The following is a 16,468-nucleotide window of genomic DNA, read 5'->3' as shown; positions in this document are numbered from 1 at the left end:
GTCGGCGGTTCGGTCTGTTTTGCGTCACAAAAATGACGGGGCGGCGCTCTGTCAGAGATACGTCGTTCTGACGATCCCGAACCAGACGGCGGCTGGCACCGTTCTCTTCCGGGGCAAGCAGTGATCTGGGGGAGCGTGAGACATGACCGCAATCGCTATGGCGGAGCAGGAGCGGCGTCAAACCGTCACCGTCTTTTTCATCGACATAGTGGGCTTCACCTCGCTGGTCGACGACCTGGACTGTGCGGTGGTCCGCGCGTTGCAACGGGACTACTTCTCGACGGTGTCCGAGGTGGTCCGCGACGGGGGCGGAGTAGTGGAGAAGTACGTGGGGGACGCGGTCATGGCCGTGTTCGGAACCGGATCGGGGGGATTCGGTCCAGAGTCGGCCGCTTCGGCGGTGCGGGTGGGCCTGTCGGTCCAGGAGGCGTTGAGGGGGCAACTCCTGGCCGGCAGGTTCGCTGTCCGCACCCGGGTGGGTCTCGCGACCGGCGACGTGATCGTCGATCTCGCGGCCGCCCGGGATTTCGGCCACGGGATGGTCAGCGGAAGCGTGGTCAGCACGGCCGCGCGTCTTCAGGCGTACGCGCCGCACGACACGGTCGTCGTGTGCGCCTCGACCCAGGCGGTCACCGACAAGTTGATCGCCTATCAGGAGCTGCCGCCGGTCCGGGTGGCCGGCAAGCCGTACCCGCTTGATCTGTGGCGTGCATTGCAGCCGCAGCGGGTCCCGGCCGGCGTGGGGCAGCTCTGCGGGGTGGGCGCCGAGTAATCCGGCGCACCTCACAGGCGGGCGCCGACCAGGGCATCGGCGCCCGCCTACCGCCGTGTCACCCGGCATTGAACGGAAGTTGTCGGACGCTCCCGGTAGGCTCGCGCCCATCTTGACCACCTAGGGCCGATCGGGAGTGCTAGCTCGTGACCGCGGAAATCCTGTACGGGGCTGACGACCTCACGCACCTCGAAGGGCTCGATGCTGTCCGCAAGCGCCCGGGCATGTACATCGGCTCGACCGACAGCCGCGGCGTCAATCACCTGGCCAACGAGATCATCGACAACTCGACCGACGAGGGTGTGGCCGGTCACGCCACCAAGGTGACGGTGATCCTGCACGACGACGGTTCGGTGCAGGTCGACGACGACGGCCGCGGCATCCCGACCGACGTCAACGCCAAGTCCGGTCTCAACGGCGTCGAGCTGGTGATGACCCGGCTGCACGCCGGCGGCAAGTTCGGCGGCGCCGGCTACAAGACCTCCGGCGGCCTGCACGGCGTCGGCGCCTCTGCGGTCAACGCGCTGTCCCTGCGCTTCGACGTCACCGTCAAGCGCGACGGCAAGGTGCACGAGATCTCGTTCCACCGCGGCCAGCCGGGTCACTTCGCCGGCCCCGGCCCGAAGGCGCACTTCACCCCCGAGTCCGGCCTGCGGGTCGTGCGGCGGATGAAGCGCGGCGAGCCGAGCGGCACCTCGATTCGGTACTGGTATGACGCGCGTTACTTCGAGACCGGCGCCCGGCTCGACCCCGACATCGTCCGGGCCAAGCTGCGCAACACCGCGTTCCTCGTCCCCGGCGTGATGTATGAGATGCGCGACGAGAACGCGGAAGAGATCACCACCGAGACCTTTCACTTCCCGCACGGTCTCAGTGACATGGTCGACTTCCTCACCCACGCGGGTGACAAGCCGGTCTCCGGCATCCTGCTGGTCAACGGCGAGGGCACCTACAAGGAAAACGCCGCCGACGCCAACGGCGTGATGCAGTCCAACGTCGAGCGCCGCGCCGAGGTCGAGATCGCGTTCCGCTGGGGCACCGGTTACGAGCGCACCGTCGAGGCCTTCACCAACACGATCCGCAACGTGCACGGCGGCACCCACCGCAAGGGCTTCGAGCGGGCCCTGGTGCGCTCGCTCACCGACGCGATCCGCAACACCCGCGGCCTGCTGCGCCCCAAGGAAGACCCGCCGGTCCTCGACGACCTGCTCGAGGGCATGACCGCGGTCATCCACGTGCGGGTCCCCGAGCCGCAGTTCACCTCGCAGACCAAGGACGAGTTGTCCACGGCCGGCATCACCCGCGTGGTGCAGAGCCTGGTGGAGTCGTTCGTCAAGGAGTGGGTCGACGGCCGCAAGACGAAGGCCGAGGCGCGCACCGTCCTGCAAAAGGTGGTCGACGCGGCCCGCGTCCGCCTCACCCAGAAGCAGCAGAAAGACGCGGCCCGGCGCAAGACCGCGCTCGAGGGCGCGTCGATGCCGCCGAAACTGGTCGACTGCCGGGCCACCGGGATCGCCCGCTCCGAGCTCTACATCGTCGAGGGTGACAGCGCGCTCGGCACCGCCCGGATGGCCCGCAGCTCGGAATACCAGGCGCTGCTGCCGATCCGCGGCAAGATCCTCAACGTGCAGAAGGCGTCGCTGCAGCAGGTGCTCGACAACGCCGAGTGCTCGGCGATCGTGCAGGTGCTCGGGGCCGGCTCGGGGCGCACGTTCGAGCTCAGCTCGCTGCGGTACGGCCGTGTCATGATCATGGCGGACGCCGACGTCGACGGCTCACACATCCGCACGCTGCTGATCACGCTGTTCGCGAAGTACATGCGACCGGTGATCGAAAATGGCCGGCTGTTCGCCGCGATGCCGCCGCTGCACAAGGTGGTCACCAAGGGGCGCAACTCCGAGACGATCTTCACGTACACACAGCAGGAGATGGAGTCCACGGTCGCCCGCATCGAGCGGTCCGGCCGCTCGGTGCAGAAACCGGTGCCCCGGTTCAAGGGCCTCGGTGAGATGGACGCCGACGAGCTGTGGGACACCACGATGAACCCGGCCACCCGCACCGTCCGGCGCATCACGATGGACGACGCCGAGCGCGCCGAGGAGACGCTCGAACTGCTCATGGGTGAGCGGGTCGAGCCCCGGAAGAACTGGCTGATCGAGGCGGCGGGCCGCATCGACCAAGAGACGATTGACGCCTGAGAGGCCCTGGTTCATGGCACGCCGCAAGAACACCGACAATCGCGTCGATCTGTCCGCCTTCGACCAGGCCGGCGCTCACGTCATCGACAACCCGCTGACCACCGAGGTGGAGGACTCCTACCTGGAGTACGCCTACTCGGTGATCCACTCGCGGGCCCTGCCGGACGCACGTGACGGCCTCAAGCCGGTGCACCGCCGCATCCTGTGGTCGATGTATGAACAGGGTCACCGCCCCGACCGCGGATACGTGAAGTCCGCCCGCGTAGTCGGTGACTGCTTTGTCCAAGGAACCCTTGTATCCACCCCGGAGGGTCTGCGGCCGATCGAGGGCTTCAACGTGGGTGACCTCGTCCTCGATCCGGCGGGACGGGCCGTCCCGGTGACGGCTGTCTATCAGAATCCGGTGTCATCGCTGGTCAAGGTCCGGTGGACCAATGGGCACACGATGATCGTCACTCCAGGCCAGAGGTTCCGGGTGGTCACCGACGACTACCGGGCCGAATGGGTCGATGCCACCGATTTACCCGGCCGCCTGGTCCTCACCGCGGGCGCGGCAAGTCGCGCCGTCCTCAGCCCGTCCAACCGCGATCCCTATGCGTACGTTCGCGGCCTTGTCGTGGCCGAGGGGTTCGCCGTTGACCGGGCTCGTTCAGCTGACGGGCGCGTCCGTATCCATATGTGCGACGTCGAACCGCTGGACTTCGTGCACGGCTGGGCCATCGAGGCCGGCTTGGACGTCTCGCGTGGCAAGCGGAAGGCCGCCAAGCCCACGCATCGTGACCAGCATATTGTGACCTTCGCGAGGCATGCGGGGCTGTTGGAGGCCGGCTCTCCGCTCAGCGACCAGAAGTTCGTTCCCGCTGACGTCATGGCTGATCGGACCGCTTGGCTGCCGTTCTTGGCGGGCTTCTTCGACGGCGACGGATACGTACGCAAGAGCCGGCGGGAAGTGGTTCTTGTCAGCACCAGCGAGAAGCTGCGCGCACAGCTCTATTCCATGCTGGTCGACCTGGGCATCATCGGTCACTTCTGGTGCAGTGGCATCGAGTCAGATCGCAAGACCCTGTTCGGGTTGTCCATCTCCGGGGAGGACGCGCAGGCGCTGGCGGCCGCCATGCTGCCCTTCGTCCGGATCGGCTACAAGCAGGACGGCCTTCGTGCCATCCTCGCGGTGACCTATGCGTACGGGAAGAAGCAGGGCGGCGACCGCCTGCCCGGGCGACAGCTCTTCGATGCGTTCAGCGCCGCGCACACCGGCGGGGGCTGGTTCCGTGGCGCCGACGGCAAGGCCTTCCGGGCCGGCGTCGCGGTGCGCTACGGCAAGGATCGTCACGGAACGGCACTGGCCGAGCGGCCGTTCTCCCTGAGAATGGCCGAGCGCGATGGGTGGATCGAGAAGCTCGATCGGATCGGCTCGCCCCTGGCTGCACGGTTGGCCGACCTTTCCGGATACACGTTCCTCAAGGTCGAATCGGTCGAACCAATCCCGTCCGGCCCGACCTACGACATCCAGATCGGCACCGAAGAGCACGCCTTCGTCGCCGAAGGCAGCGTCGTCCACAACTGCATGGGTAAATATCATCCGCACGGTGACGTGGCCATTTACGACGCCATGGTGCGGCTCGCGCAGGACTTCTCGCTCAATGCGCCGCTGATCGACGGGCACGGCAACTTTGGAAGCCCAGACGATGGACCGGCAGCAAGCAGGTACACCGAAGCGCGCATGTCCAACGAGGCGATGCTGCTGGTCGGCGAGCTGGGCGAAGGCACGGTCGACTTCAAGCCGACCTACGACGGCGACGCCCTCGAGCCCAAGGTGCTGCCGGCCGCGTTCCCCAACCTGCTGGTCAACGGCACCTCCGGCATCGCGGTCGGCATGGCCACCAACATGATCCCGCACAACCTGGGCGAGGTGGTCGCGGCCGCCCGGCACCTGATCACCAACCCGGAGGCGTCGCTCGACGACCTGATGCGCTTCGTGCCCGGCCCCGACCTCCCCACCGGCGGTCAGCTGCTCGGCCTCGACGAGGTGCGCCGCGCCTACGAGACCGGGCGCGGCGTGGTGCGCATGCGGGCCCGCGCGCAGACCGGCCTGCTCGAGGGCGGGCGCGGCCGGCAGGCGATCACGGTCACCGAACTGCCGTACGGCATCGGCACCGAGAAGATCATCGAGGCGATCACCGACGAGGTGAAGGGCAAACTGATCACGTCGGGCCCGCGGCGCGGCCAGCGGCAGGCGGCCCGGCTGGCGGGCATCGCCGACGTCAAGGACCTCACCGACCGTGAGCACGGCACCCGGCTTGTCGTCGAGTGCAAGGTCGGCGTCAACCCGCAGGCCCTGCTCGCCGACCTTTACCGCCTGACCCCGCTGGAGAGCTCGTTCGGCATCAACAACCTGGTGCTGCTCGACGGCCAGCCGCAGACACTCGGCCTCAAGCCGCTGCTCGAAGTTTTCGTCAACCACCGCTACGACGTGGTGACCCGGCGCACGATGTTCCGCCGGACCAAGCGCGAAGACCGGCTGCACCTGGTCGACGGCCTGCTGATCGCGCTGATCGACATCGACCGGGTGGTCGCCATCATCCGGGGCAGCGACGACGCGGCCGCGGCCAAGGCGTCCCTGATGAGCGAGTTCTCGCTCTCCGACATCCAGGCGACCTACATCCTCGACACCCCGCTGCGGCGGCTCACCCGCTTCGACCGCATCGAGCTGGAGAACGAGCAGGAAAAGCTGCGCAACGAGATCGCCGAGCTGTCCCGCATCCTCGACAACGAAGACGTGCTCAAGCAGGTCGTCTCCGAGGAGCTGGCCGCCGTCGCGACCGAGTTCGGCGCGCCCCGGCGCACCACGCTGATCGACGGCGATCTCAAGGAGGTCCTCGCGGCCTCGGCGCCGGCCGGCCCGCTCGAGGTGGCCGACGACCCGTGCCAGGTGATCCTGTCGGCGACGGGGCTGATCGCGCGTACGGCAGCGGAGAGCGAGGAGGCCACCGAGGCCCGCCGCCGCTCCGGCCGGGTCAAGCACGACGCCGTCCGCGCGGTGATCCACTCGACCGCGCGTGGCCGCATTCTGCTGATCACCAACCGCGGCCGGGCGTTCAAGACCGACGTGCTGCCGCTGCCGGTGCTGCCCGAGCAGTCCGGCACGGTGTCGGTGCGTGGCGGCATGTCCGCCGCCGAGCTGGTCCCGCTGGAGAAGGGCGAGAAGGTCGTCGGCCTGGCCCCGCTGACCGAGACCAAGAGCCCCGGCGTCGCGATCGGCACCCGGCACGGCGTGGTCAAGGTCTGCGCGCCGGAGTGGCCGGTCCGGTCCGACGAGTTCGAGGTGATCACGCTGAAGGAGGGCGACGAGGTCCTGCAGGCCACCTCGCTCACCGACGGCAGCGAGACCCTGGCGTTCGTCACGTCGGACGCGTCGATGCTGCGCTTCCCGGCCAAGCTGGTGCGCCCACAGGGCCTCAAGGGCGGCGGCATGGCCGGCATCAGCCTGACGGCCGAGGCCGAGGTGGTCTCGTTCAACGTGGTGGTGACCGCCGACTCCGAGCACGGCGAGCCGATGGTGGTGACCTCCACCGGCACCCAGGTCAAGGTGACGCCGTTGAAGCAATATCCGGCAAAGGGCCGGGCCACCGGCGGCGTCCGCGTGCAGCGGTTCCTCAAGGGCGAGACCCGGCTCGCGGTCGCCTGGGTCGGACCGCGGCCGGTCGGCGCGAGCAGCACCGGTGACCCGGTCGAGCTGCCCGAGCCGGACACCCGCCGGGACGGCTCCGGCACCGCCGTGATCATGGGCCCGCAGATCGTGGGCCACCTGATCGAGCGGGGCTAGTCAAACCAGTTGGCCGCGCAGGACGCTGGACAGCAGGTCGGCGTCCACCGGTTTCTGCAGGTAGGGCGCGTCGGGAGGAACCAGGCCGGTGCTCAGCGCGATGTGCCGCGGAATGCCGGTGGCGTAAACGATCTTGATGGCCGGAAACTCCGTGGCGATGGTCCGGGTGTAGCGGTTCTGCTCACCCGGAAGGGAGAGGTCGGCGACTACCGCGTCGATCTCCCCCTGATGCTGGCGGCAGAGGTCCACCGCCACGGCGCCGTTGCTCGCGCCGAGCACCTCGAAACCTCGCCGGCGCAGTGCGTGCTCGGTGGTCTCCAGGATGTCGACGTCGTCGTCCACGACCAGGATTCTCGGTTGGTGCATGGTCACCCCCAACCCGGACGGTACGGATGAGCAGCACTGATCGTCTCGGGATCTCGATAAGTCTGATGAATTGGCGTAGCGTCACGGCCGTGTTCGGCTTCACAGACAACTATCAAGACCGCTCCACGCACGAGGGCTACCAGTTCGAGTTCTTCTGCGAGCGCTGCGGCAACGGTCATACTTCTTCGTTCCGCCGCTCGGCCGTGAATTTCGGCGGCAAGCTGCTGCGCATGGGCGGCGACCTGCTCGGCGGGGAGTGGGGGCGGCGCGCTTCCGAAATCGGTTACGACGCCACCTGGATGCGGGACGGCACGCGCGGCCCGGCCTGGGACAAGGCGTTGCAGAACGCGGTCGAGGAGATCCGCCCGCAGTTCAACCAGTGCCACCGGTGCGGCGAGTGGGTCTGCCACCAGGTGTGCTGGAACGATCAACGCGGGGTCTGCGTCAACTGCGCGCCCAAGCTCGACCAGGAAATCGTCGGGATCCAGGCGGCCGCCCAGGTCGAGCAGCTCAACGACCGGATCCGCCAGGTCGACTGGACCCAGGGCACGACGTACGGCACGCCGGCCGTCGGGCGCTGCCCGTCCTGCGCCAACGACAGCGGCGGCGGCAAGTATTGCCAGCACTGCGGCACCCCGCTGGCGGCCGCCCCGGAGGCGAACCGGTTCTGCGGCCAGTGCGGCACGCAGCTCAACCCGGGCGCGATGTTCTGCACCGGCTGCGGCACCTCGAGCGTCTGATCACGCCAGCCCGGACTGATAAGCGAAGACGACCAGCTGGGCGCGATCTCGCGCGCCCAGCTTGATCATCGAGCGGCTCACGTGGGTGCGGGCGGTGGCCGGGCTGACGACCAGTTGCGCCGCGATCTCGTGGTTGCTCAGGCCGAGGGCCACCAGGGAAACGATCTCGCGTTCCCGGTCGGTGAGCCGGCCCAGGTGCGGGTGCGGGGTGGTCGGCCGTGGGGCCAGGCCGGTGAACTCGCGGATCAGGGTCTTGGTCACCGACGGTGAGAGCAGCGCGCCGCCGTCGAAGACCGTGCGGACCGCCTCGAGCAGGAGCGCCGGTTTGGTGTTCTTCAGCAGGAAGCCGCTGGCGCCGACCCGGAGCGCGTCGAAGACGTACTCGTCGCGCTCGAAGGTGGTCAGCACGATGACCCGGGTGCCGGCCAGGCCGGGATCGGCCACGATCCGGCGGGTGGCTTCCAGGCCGTCGATGCCGGGCATCCGGATGTCCATCAGCACCACGTCGGGCCGGGCGCGGCGGGCCTGCTCCACGGCGGCCAGCCCGTCGGCCGCCTGGGCGACGACCGTGAAGCCCTCCTCGTTGTCGAACAGGGCGCACAACCCGAGGCGTACGAGATCCTGGTCGTCGACAAGCAGCACGCTGATCACGCCGGCTCCCGGGGGATGACGGCGGTCACGGCGAAGGTGCCTTCGCCCGGGCCTGCGGTGAAGGTGCCACCCACGTGCTCCACGCGCCGGCGCATGCCGGTGATGCCGAAGCCGTCGGCGTGGCCGGTGCCGAGCGCCTGGTTGGTGACCCGCAGGTCGACGCCGAGCGGCCGGTGGCGGATCGTCACCCGGGCGTGCGGGCGCGCCGCATGCCGTACGACATTGGTGAGCGCCTCCTGCAGCACCCGGTAGGCGGCCAGATCGGCGGCCGCCGGCAGCGGCTGCGGCGTGCCGTCGACGCTGAGGTCCACCGCCACCCCGGCTGTCCGCACCCGCTCGCAGAGTTCGCCCACCCGGGCCAGGGCCGGCGTCGGCGCCGGGTCACCCGGCACCACGGCGGCCAGGGTGGCGCGCAGCTCGTCGAGCGCCTCGGCGCTGGCCGCGCTGATCGCGGTCAGCGCCTCGTGGGCCATCTCCGGCCGGGTGTGCCGCAGGTGCAGCGCGATGTCGGCCTGCATCTGGATCGCCGCCAGCCCGTGCCCGACCACGTCATGCACCTCCTGGGCGAGACGCAGCCGCTCGGCGTCGACGATGCGCCGCTCGGTCTCGGCGCGTTCGCGCTGCTGCGCCTCGACGACCAGCCGGCGGGCCACGCCGAGCGTGCCCGGCACGATCACCCAGGCCGTGCCGGGGATCAGCCCGACCAGCCCCGGCCCGCCGGTCAGCAGATGGCTGAGCAGCACGAGCAGCGCGGCTGTGGACCAGGTGATCGCCCAGCGCAGTCGGTGGTGGCGGGCCACCGCATACACACTGACGGCGACCGAGAGAAGGATCGGGCCGTACGGATACCCGATGATCAGATAGCCCGCGGCGCTCGCGGTCGTCACCAGCAACGCCGGAACCGGCCAGCGGTGGCGCGCCGCGGTCGCCGCCCCGGCCACCACGACCAGCACGGCGGCGAGAGCGTCGACCGGCCGGTCCACGGTGGAATAGCGGTCGATCAGCGGCAGCACGGCCAGACCCAGGACGATGAGGGCGGCGGGCAGGCGCATGGTTACACGGTGCCGCATCGAGCCGGCCGGCACATCCGCGCGGGGGCGTATCTCGCGTACGTCGGTGGGCGTAGCACCGGAGCCGCCCGCCGCCCGATGACCCGCGGCCGACCGGCCCGCATGCTGACCGCCATGCGACCGAAGACCCGCAAGCTGTGGCTGGTGCTGCACGTCCTGTCGTCGAGCGCCTGGATCGGCATCGACGTGCTGGTCGCGGTGCTGGTGGCGGTCCGCCTGCTCGCCGGCAGCCCGGCCCGGCGCGGGCTGGCCTATCAGGCCCTCGGCACGTTCGTGTGGTGGCCGATGCTCACGTCCGCACTGATCTGCCTGGTCACCGGGCTGGTGCTCGGCTGGGGCACCAAGTGGGGCCTGATCCGCTACTGGTGGGTGCTCGTCAAGCTCGTGCTCAACGTCATCCTGTGCACGCTGATCCTGCTGGCGCTACGCCCCACGATGCCGGCGGCGATCGCTTACGGCGTGACGGTGGCCGCCGGCGAACCGGCGACGATCGACGCGAACGGCCTGTTCATGCCCCCGATCGTCTCGCTGACGGCGCTGAGCCTGGCCACCGTCCTGTCGGTCTACAAGCCCTGGGGCCGGATCAGACGCGCCCGTACAGGTCTCGCAGCACCCCGATCTCGCCGCCGTGATGCATTACCTCGCGGTTGACGTGCACGATGAGCGCGGCCATCGAGTCCTTCGCGAAGAACGCGCCCTTCGGGCCGAGCGGGCGGCTCATCACTTCCTCGTCCATGGCGGCGATGTGGTCGTGCCATTCCCGGTAGCAGGTCTCGATGAACCGGACCCCGTCCGCCGCGGTTCCCGGAATCGCGGCCGGCCAGTGCCGCCGATCGAACATGTCGGCGTCGCTGTCGTCATTGCCGAAGAACGTGCTGGTCCGGGTGGACATGGCGGTGCCGGCGTGGACGATCCGCCAGGCGATGGTGGTGAACGGCGCCGGCGACGGGTTCTGCTGATAACCGTCGTAGGTGAAGCCGCCCCGGCCGTCCGGCCGCACGCTCCAGCAGCCCTCGACCGGTTCCCAGAGGTATTCGTCATCGGTGAGCCCGGCCAGCCGGGGCCGAAGGTGAACGTCCCAGTAGAACTCCAACTGCGACACGACCAGCGAAGCCCAGTCGACCGTCATCAGTGTGCCCCCGTCCGTGGCCGTCAAAGCTGTCATTCTGCCGTGGCTGCGAACTCCCGGACCGCGGCCAGCAGCAACTCGGGGGACTCGAGCTGGGGCAGGTGGCCGGTGTTGGGCAGCGGCCGGAACTCGGCCCCTGGAATGGCGGCGGCGAACTCGCGGCCATAGTCCACGTCGACGATGCGGTCGGCCTCGCCCCAGACGACCAGGGTCGGGTGGGTGATGGCGGACAGGCGCGGCCGCAGGGTCGGGTCGATCATCGACGGGTCACCGGCGTACATCTGCAGGGTCTTGCGGTTTGCCGCCATTGTCTGCGGGTCGGCCGGCGGTGGGGTGAAGCGGGTCGGATCGGCCCAGCTCAGCTCGACGACCTGGGGCATCGTCAGGTTGAAGAAGTCGGCGGCCGGGTGGTCGGGCACGTCGATGCCGACCGCGTCGACCAGGATGAATCGGCCGGCCCGCCGGGGGTGCAGCAGCGCCAGCTCGGCGGCGATCCAGCCGCCGATCGAGTTGCCGATCACGGTGACGTCGTCGAGGTCCAGCTTGTCGAGCAGCTCCGCATAGAGCGCGGCCAGCTGCGGGATCGTCGTCACCTCGGTGGGCGTGCCGTTGAAGCCCGGATGGGTCGGGGTGATCACTCGCGCCGGCCCGGAGGCGGCGAGGCGGTCGGCGAAGGCGGTGACCGATGCCGGGCCGGCGCCGCCGTGCAGGAGCAGGAAGGGGCGGCCAGTGCCGCGTTCGTCGAAGAGCATGACCGTACGCTATATCAACATGTTGATATCAACAAGCTGATGTAGCGTAAGGGCATGACTCGGCCCCTCGCGCAGATCGGTCTCGCCGTCAAACGGCTCCAGCATCGGCACCACAAGGCGGCCGATGCGGCTCTCGCCGGCTACGGCATCTCGCTGGTGCAATGGGATGCGCTGCGGCACATCGCGGAAAATCCGGGCGCTTCGCTGCACGACCTGGCGCAGCTGACTTTCCAGAGCGACCAGGGTTTCGGCACGCTCGCCAACCGGATGGGCGAGCGGGGTTTCATCACGCGCGTCTCCGGGCCCGGCCGCGCCGTGCGCCACCAGCTCACCGAGCGGGGCGAGCTGCTGCGCGCCGAGGCACAGAAGGTGCTCGACGGCGTACTGACCGAGTCGTTCGCTCCGCTCGATGACGACGAGCTGGCATCGTTCGACGCTCTGTTACGGAAGCTGATTCCCCAAGGTTAAGAGGGCGGCGGCAGAGGGGGTGGGTCCTGCGCCGCCGCCCGGCTCACACGGGGGTATTACTTGCTGGGTGCCGGAACGTCACACTTGATCTTCGGGTTGACGCCGAGCCAGTTCAGCGGACCGGCCACGATGGTCACCATGACCGTGCCGGCCTCAGCGCAGCTGGTGTCGCCGTCGTCCTTGAAGTAGCCGCGCTCATAAGCGGCCACGCTGCCCAGAAGCAGCCAGATGATCACAATTACGGCGCCGATCGAACCTGATCGCATCCGGGGTCTCCTCGGTCGTGGGGATGACCGGGGATACCCAGGCGGCGTCGATCTCCAAACGCCCCGCACCAACCCGACAAAATTCAACCAACCAAACCGGACAGTACGCCGCCGACCGCCCCCAACCGCACCACCAACGAACCCACCGCAGCGACAGCCCCCTGCAACACCGGACCGTCGCGACGACCGCCCCGGCGACCGGCCAGGCTCCCGCCCCGCGCTCGCGCCGTGCTCGCCCCGTGCTCGCCCCGTGCTCGCCCCGTGCTCGCGCTGTGCGCCGTGCTCGCGCTGTGCGTCGTGCTTGCGCTGCGTTCCGGCTGTGCGTCGTGCTTGCGCTGCGTTCCGGCTGTGCGTCGTGCTTGCGCTGCGTTCCGGCTGTGCGTCGTGCTTGCGCTGCGTTTCCGCTGTGCGCCGCGCTTCCGCCGTGCCCAGCAAGCGAGCGGCGTTTCCGGTCGCGGCGTTCCCTGATGCCGCTGAGTTTCCCAGCCGCGGGCAGCGGCATTTGTCAAAGATCCGGAGAGAGTTGGCAGGAGTGTCCGCAATGGCAGAAATCGTCGCTCCTTCGCCTGGCGGTACCTCGCCGGCCAGCTGAAATCTCGGCCTCCGGCAGCGGCCATGGGCGCCTTCTTATGATCGGTTGTAATAGTCGTTTGATTGGTCACGCAAATGCCCTGCCTGCTTTCTCGAATTGGCATGATCATCGCTTATAGGTGCCCTCCTCGGCGCGAGATAATTTATTCATGCGGCACCCAGGCGGTCAGGTGATCGGCGTTCGGCAGCTCCAGTTCTTCACCAACTGCGAGCTGGCTGCTATGCGTGACCGAACGAAAGCTCGCAATTATTCGCCGGAGGCTGACGAGTTTCGCCGTGAGCACGCGCGTCATCGGCGGTGGGGGCTTGCACGGCGCCATGCCCGGAAGCTGTGCCGGTCGAACGGTTGCTCGGCCGAGTGCGCCGCGGTGGGCCTGCATGACGACTTCGAAGAGATTCCGCCGCTGATCTGGGACGACGAGACGACGGCCGTGCGTCCCCCGCAGCGCGTGCCGGATGACGAGGCCCCGGTCTCGCGGGATGTGTCGGCGAGTGGCGAGCGACAGTCCGGTCGTGCTGCTGTCACTGATCAGGAACCACCTGTTCGTCCGCCCGATCGGGCGGCGCCGGCCGAACCTGCACGCCGGACCGAAGGAGCCGGCCAGCCGTCATCAGCGGCTCAGGTCCAGGCAGCCGACCAGGCGGAAGCGGCAGAGCACCTGCCGGCGGCAGGCCGCGTGCCGGCGGCAGGCCGCGTGGCGGGTGCAGGCCGCGTGCCGGCGGCAGGCCGCGTGCCGGCGGCAGACCGCGTGCCGGCGGCAGGCCGCGTGCCGGCGGCAGGCCGCGTGGCGGGTGCAGGCCGCGTCCCGGCGGCAGGCCGAGTGCCGGCGGCAGGCCGCGTGCCGGCGGCAGGCCGCGTGGCGGGTGCAGGCCGCGTGCCGACGGCAGACCATGTGCCGACGATCGGCGAGGCGCCGGCGGCAGGCCGAGGACAGGCGGCCGACCAAGCGGAAGCAGTCGGCGGTGCGTCAGTTGCCGTCCGACTCCGGCATCGCGTCCGACGGCGGCATCGCGTCGGACAAGCGCCATCTGCTGCACCGCGTCCCCGAACATCGCCCCGTAAGCCCGGGCGGACGCGCCGTGCTGTCGGCCTGAACGGCAATCGAAGAAATGCGCGCCCGCCGCCCGCCACAAGAATGCATAAATGACTATTACGCGGGCCTCATGCAATACTGCGGAATCGTATAAGAGCAGCGAAAATAAGCTGCGCGGATGTTTGTCGCGGCATCGGCGGAGTTCGCCTTGCGGGCGGGCGAGTCGCGCGATGTCAGGCCGGTTGGAATGCGGTGGGAGAGAGCTCCGCGGTGAGCCGGCGGCGTCCGCTGCCGTTACTCAAGACCGGGGGAGGGGCGGGGCCAACAGGCGGCGGCGCCTCTCCACGTTGTTGCGCTGCGGTCAGGAGGCCGTGTTTCGGATGGCCTGGAGGGTGTAGGTGTGGGGGAGGCGGTCGGGGTTGTCGATCAGTTGCCATTCGCCGTCGCCGACCTCGCGCATGCGGCCGGGCAGCGCCTCCCACGGCACCGACTGATGCTCCACCAGGCCGGTCACGGTCATGCCGGCATCCAGAACGGCGGTGATGATTTCGCCCAGGCCGTGGTTCCACTCGTGGGTGGTGTTGTGGGCGAACTCGACCTCCGTCTCCACATAGGTGCCCCCGGTGGTGAAGGTCAGGGGCTCGGAGCGTTCGAAGTACGGGTACTTCACCACCAGGTCGGTGCCGGGGGCCTCCTCGTCCAGCGTCCAGAGCATCGGGTGGCCCTCGCGGATGAACAGGCGGCCGCCGGGGCGCAGCAGCGCCGCCACCGTGCGGGCCCATCGGGCGACGTCGGGGAGCCAGATCAGGGCGCCGACGCCGGTGTAGACGAAGTCGTAGCCGGAGCCGGCTACCTCGGCGGCGGCGTAGACGTCCGACTGGATGAAGCGCACGCCCGCCCCGGCCAGCTCGGCGACCCGCCGCGCCTCCTCGAGGGATTTGCCGGAAAAATCCAACCCGGTCATGTCCGCGCCCAGGCGGGCCAGCGACACCGTGTCGGTGCCGATGTGACATTGCAGGTGGATGCCGCGCTGATTGGTTAGGGACCCCAGCAGCGGGAGGTCGAATCGCACGACCTCGCTCAGGTGCGACGGGTCCGCGGCAAGCTTTGACACGGGGTAGCCGGGTGAGGCGAAGTGCGCGGCCGCGCGGTCGTCCCAGTTGGCCCGATTGACGTCGAGGTAGTCGGTCACGAGGGCACCATAGAGGCCGCACGGCCCGGAGCGCCGTAGAGTTTCCGGGGCAGGAGCAGGACACGACGAAAGGCGGGGTGCGGGTTGGAGAGCAGGCGTACGACGGTGCGGGATGTGCGCCGTGCCAATCGGTCCAGCCTGCTGACCGATCTGTTCCACGACGGGTTGCAGTCCCGGCAGCAGCTGGCCGCGACGACCGCCCTCAGTCAGGCCAGCGTCAGCAACCTGATCGGCGAGATGCTCGAGGAGGGGCTGGTCGAGGAGGCCGGCCTGGTCGGCTCCGACGGCGGGCGGCCGCGGGTGCTGCTGCGGGTGCGGCCCGGGTTCCGTTACGTGGTCGGGGCCGACGTGGCCGAGACCCGGGTGCTGGTCGAGCTCTACGACCTGGCGATGAACCGTCTCGCCGCCGCCGAGCTGGCCCACGACGACGATCCGCCGCAGGTGGCCGCTCAGCTGATCAAGGGTCTGAACGCGGTGCTCGCCGAGGCCGGGGTCAGCGCCGGCGAGGTCCTCGGCTTCGGGGTGGGCGTGCCCGGCGTCGTCGACCAGGACGGCGTGGTGGACGCGCAGTCGACCGGCTGGGACGCGGTGCCGCTGGGCCCGATGCTCCGCGCCGCCACCGAGGTGCCGATCTTCGTGGACAACGGCGCCAAGACCTTCGGCCAGGCGGAGATGTGGTTCGGCGCCGGCCGGGGCGCGCGGCACGCGGTCATCATCATGATCGGCACGGGTGTCGGTGCGGCGGTGGTGATGGACGGCCGCAATTACCGGGGCGCCAACAGCAACGCCGGCGAGTGGGGCCACACCACGCTGATCTACGACGGCGAGGTGTGCCGCTGCGGCGCCCGCGGGTGCCTGGAGGCCTACGTCGGCGCCGACGGCATCGCCCGCCGCCTGGCCGCCGCAACCGGCGAGCCGTTCGGCCCCGAGCTGCTCGCCGCCCAGCTCGCCGCCGACCCGATCCGGCCGGAGGCGGCCGAGGTCTTCACCGAGACCGCGGGCTACCTGGGCGCCGGCATCGCCGACCTGATCAACCTGTTCAGCCCCGAGCGCATCGTCATCGGCGGCATCGCGGGCTCGATATTCGGAGAGCGTTTTCTCACCGAGATCCGCAACGCCGCCGCCAGCCACGCGCTCCGCCGCCCGTACTCCCAGACCAGCATCGAGCTGTGCTCGCTGGGCATCGACGCGGTGGCCAAGGGCGCGGCCACCCTGCCGATCGCCCAGCTCCTGGCCGACGGCGGCCTCCCCGAACCCGACGAGCCCATGATGGCCATGCCACCCCGCCCGCGTCGCCCCCCGGAACGCTCCCGCCGCTGAAGATCAAATTCCCACCGCGGAGATACGGCGTCGGGACCCCCAACCGCACGAGCGCGAACCCTTCGCAGCGACGGCCTCGCTGCCACCACAGGC

General features: G+C 69.4%; 15 protein-coding genes and 2 pseudogenes. 10 read left to right on the top strand and 7 right to left on the bottom strand.

Annotated features, from left to right (window positions below; genetic code table 11):
- Positions 1–142 precede the first annotated feature (142 nt).
- The 5 genes and pseudogenes from AB0E90_RS28140 to AB0E90_RS28120 all read left to right on the top strand — a co-directional run bounded on the left by AB0E90_RS28140 (position 143) and on the right by AB0E90_RS28120 (position 6,796).
- The gene (locus tag AB0E90_RS28140; RefSeq protein WP_360411984.1) at positions 143–772 is read left to right on the top strand and encodes an adenylate/guanylate cyclase domain-containing protein; all 630 of its coding nucleotides are present in this window, start codon (positions 143–145) and stop codon (positions 770–772) included.
- A 146-nt stretch (positions 773–918) separates the two neighbouring features.
- Positions 919–2,970 (top strand): DNA topoisomerase IV subunit B, encoded by a 2,052-nt coding sequence (locus AB0E90_RS28135; RefSeq protein ID WP_360411981.1) that lies wholly within the window; start codon positions 919–921, stop codon positions 2,968–2,970.
- 13 nt (positions 2,971–2,983) lie between these two features.
- A pseudogene (locus tag AB0E90_RS28130) lies at positions 2,984–3,244 on the top strand (DNA gyrase subunit A); the annotation flags it as partial.
- A 171-nt stretch (positions 3,245–3,415) separates the two neighbouring features.
- Positions 3,416–4,045: pseudogene (locus AB0E90_RS28125) on the top strand (LAGLIDADG family homing endonuclease); the annotation flags it as partial.
- Positions 4,046–4,084: 39 nt separating this feature from the next.
- Positions 4,085–6,796, top strand: a complete 2,712-nt coding sequence (locus AB0E90_RS28120; RefSeq protein WP_360412552.1) for a DNA topoisomerase (ATP-hydrolyzing) — start codon at positions 4,085–4,087, stop codon at positions 6,794–6,796.
- Here AB0E90_RS28120 and AB0E90_RS28115 read toward each other — a convergent pair whose 3' ends face one another.
- Complete coding sequence (locus tag AB0E90_RS28115; protein ID WP_360411978.1) at positions 6,797–7,138, bottom strand: response regulator; 342 nt, start codon at positions 7,136–7,138, stop codon at positions 6,797–6,799. It abuts the gene before it with no gap.
- 113 nt (positions 7,139–7,251) lie between these two features.
- Between AB0E90_RS28115 and AB0E90_RS28110 the strand changes: the two genes are divergently transcribed.
- A complete protein-coding gene (locus AB0E90_RS28110; protein ID WP_360411975.1) occupies positions 7,252–7,902 on the top strand; it encodes a zinc ribbon domain-containing protein in 651 nt (216 codons plus the stop codon).
- Here the strand turns inward: AB0E90_RS28110 and AB0E90_RS28105 are convergent, their stop codons facing one another.
- Together AB0E90_RS28105 and AB0E90_RS28100 are read right to left on the bottom strand one after the other, a co-directional pair.
- On the bottom strand, positions 7,903–8,553 hold the full coding sequence (locus AB0E90_RS28105) for a response regulator transcription factor (protein WP_360411972.1): 651 nt from the start codon (positions 8,551–8,553) through the stop codon (positions 7,903–7,905).
- Positions 8,550–9,605: a histidine kinase gene (locus AB0E90_RS28100; RefSeq protein ID WP_360411969.1), complete on the bottom strand. Its 1,056-nt coding sequence runs from the start codon at positions 9,603–9,605 to the stop codon at positions 8,550–8,552. The genes AB0E90_RS28105 and AB0E90_RS28100 overlap by 4 nt, the downstream gene beginning before the upstream one ends.
- A gap of 9 nt (positions 9,606–9,614) precedes the next feature.
- Here AB0E90_RS28100 and AB0E90_RS28095 point away from each other — a divergent pair, with 9 nt between their 5' ends.
- A complete protein-coding gene (locus tag AB0E90_RS28095) occupies positions 9,615–10,274 on the top strand; it encodes a hypothetical protein (RefSeq protein ID WP_360411966.1) in 660 nt (219 codons plus the stop codon).
- Here AB0E90_RS28095 and AB0E90_RS28090 read toward each other — a convergent pair.
- Together AB0E90_RS28090 and AB0E90_RS28085 are read right to left on the bottom strand one after the other, a co-directional pair.
- Complete coding sequence (locus AB0E90_RS28090) at positions 10,207–10,752, bottom strand: DinB family protein (protein ID WP_360411963.1); 546 nt, start codon at positions 10,750–10,752, stop codon at positions 10,207–10,209. The genes AB0E90_RS28095 and AB0E90_RS28090 overlap by 68 nt on opposite strands.
- Positions 10,753–10,784: 32 nt before the next feature.
- Complete coding sequence (locus tag AB0E90_RS28085; RefSeq protein ID WP_360411960.1) at positions 10,785–11,504, bottom strand: alpha/beta hydrolase; 720 nt, start codon at positions 11,502–11,504, stop codon at positions 10,785–10,787.
- A 54-nt stretch (positions 11,505–11,558) separates the two neighbouring features.
- Here AB0E90_RS28085 and AB0E90_RS28080 point away from each other — a divergent pair, with 54 nt between their 5' ends.
- Positions 11,559–11,972: a MarR family transcriptional regulator gene (locus tag AB0E90_RS28080; protein WP_360411957.1), complete on the top strand. Its 414-nt coding sequence runs from the start codon at positions 11,559–11,561 to the stop codon at positions 11,970–11,972.
- Positions 11,973–12,028: 56 nt separating this feature from the next.
- Here AB0E90_RS28080 and AB0E90_RS28075 read toward each other — a convergent pair whose 3' ends face one another.
- Positions 12,029–12,238 carry a hypothetical protein gene (locus tag AB0E90_RS28075; RefSeq protein WP_360411954.1) on the bottom strand — a complete coding sequence of 70 codons (210 nt, stop codon included), beginning with the start codon at positions 12,236–12,238 and terminating at the stop codon, positions 12,029–12,031.
- 1,104 nt (positions 12,239–13,342) lie between these two features.
- Between AB0E90_RS28075 and AB0E90_RS28070 the strand changes: the two genes are divergently transcribed.
- Positions 13,343–13,924 (top strand): hypothetical protein, encoded by a 582-nt coding sequence (locus AB0E90_RS28070; RefSeq protein WP_360411951.1) that lies wholly within the window; start codon positions 13,343–13,345, stop codon positions 13,922–13,924.
- A gap of 300 nt (positions 13,925–14,224) precedes the next feature.
- On the opposite strand, the gene AB0E90_RS28065 is transcribed toward AB0E90_RS28070, so the two are convergent.
- Complete coding sequence (locus AB0E90_RS28065) at positions 14,225–15,055, bottom strand: class I SAM-dependent methyltransferase (protein ID WP_360411948.1); 831 nt, start codon at positions 15,053–15,055, stop codon at positions 14,225–14,227.
- 114 nt (positions 15,056–15,169) lie between these two features.
- Here AB0E90_RS28065 and AB0E90_RS28060 point away from each other — a divergent pair, with 114 nt between their 5' ends.
- A complete protein-coding gene (locus AB0E90_RS28060) occupies positions 15,170–16,375 on the top strand; it encodes an ROK family protein (protein ID WP_360411945.1) in 1,206 nt (401 codons plus the stop codon).
- Positions 16,376–16,468: the final 93 nt, after the last annotated feature.

Origin of the sequence: Actinoplanes sp. NPDC026619, from assembly GCF_040638295.1 — a bacterium.
In the GTDB taxonomy this organism is placed as follows: domain Bacteria; phylum Actinomycetota; class Actinomycetes; order Mycobacteriales; family Micromonosporaceae; genus Actinoplanes.
Note: the sequence above shows the minus strand (reverse complement) of the source record. Positions and strands in the feature narration are given on the sequence as shown.

Bases quoted from the DNA above. Each gene is read 5' to 3' on its own strand.
- AB0E90_RS28140 (WP_360411984.1), top strand. From the start codon at position 143: ATGACCGCAATCGCTATGGCGGAGCAGGAGCGGCGTCAAACCGTCACC.
- AB0E90_RS28120 (WP_360412552.1), top strand. From the start codon at position 4,085: ATGCTGCCCTTCGTCCGGATCGGCTACAAGCAGGACGGCCTTCGTGCC.
- AB0E90_RS28100 (WP_360411969.1), bottom strand. From the start codon at position 9,605: ATGCGCCTGCCCGCCGCCCTCATCGTCCTGGGTCTGGCCGTGCTGCCG.
- AB0E90_RS28090 (WP_360411963.1), bottom strand. From the start codon at position 10,752: ATGACGGTCGACTGGGCTTCGCTGGTCGTGTCGCAGTTGGAGTTCTAC.
- AB0E90_RS28085 (WP_360411960.1), bottom strand. From the start codon at position 11,504: ATGCTCTTCGACGAACGCGGCACTGGCCGCCCCTTCCTGCTCCTGCAC.
- AB0E90_RS28080 (WP_360411957.1), top strand. From the start codon at position 11,559: ATGACTCGGCCCCTCGCGCAGATCGGTCTCGCCGTCAAACGGCTCCAG.
- AB0E90_RS28075 (WP_360411954.1), bottom strand. From the start codon at position 12,238: ATGCGATCAGGTTCGATCGGCGCCGTAATTGTGATCATCTGGCTGCTT.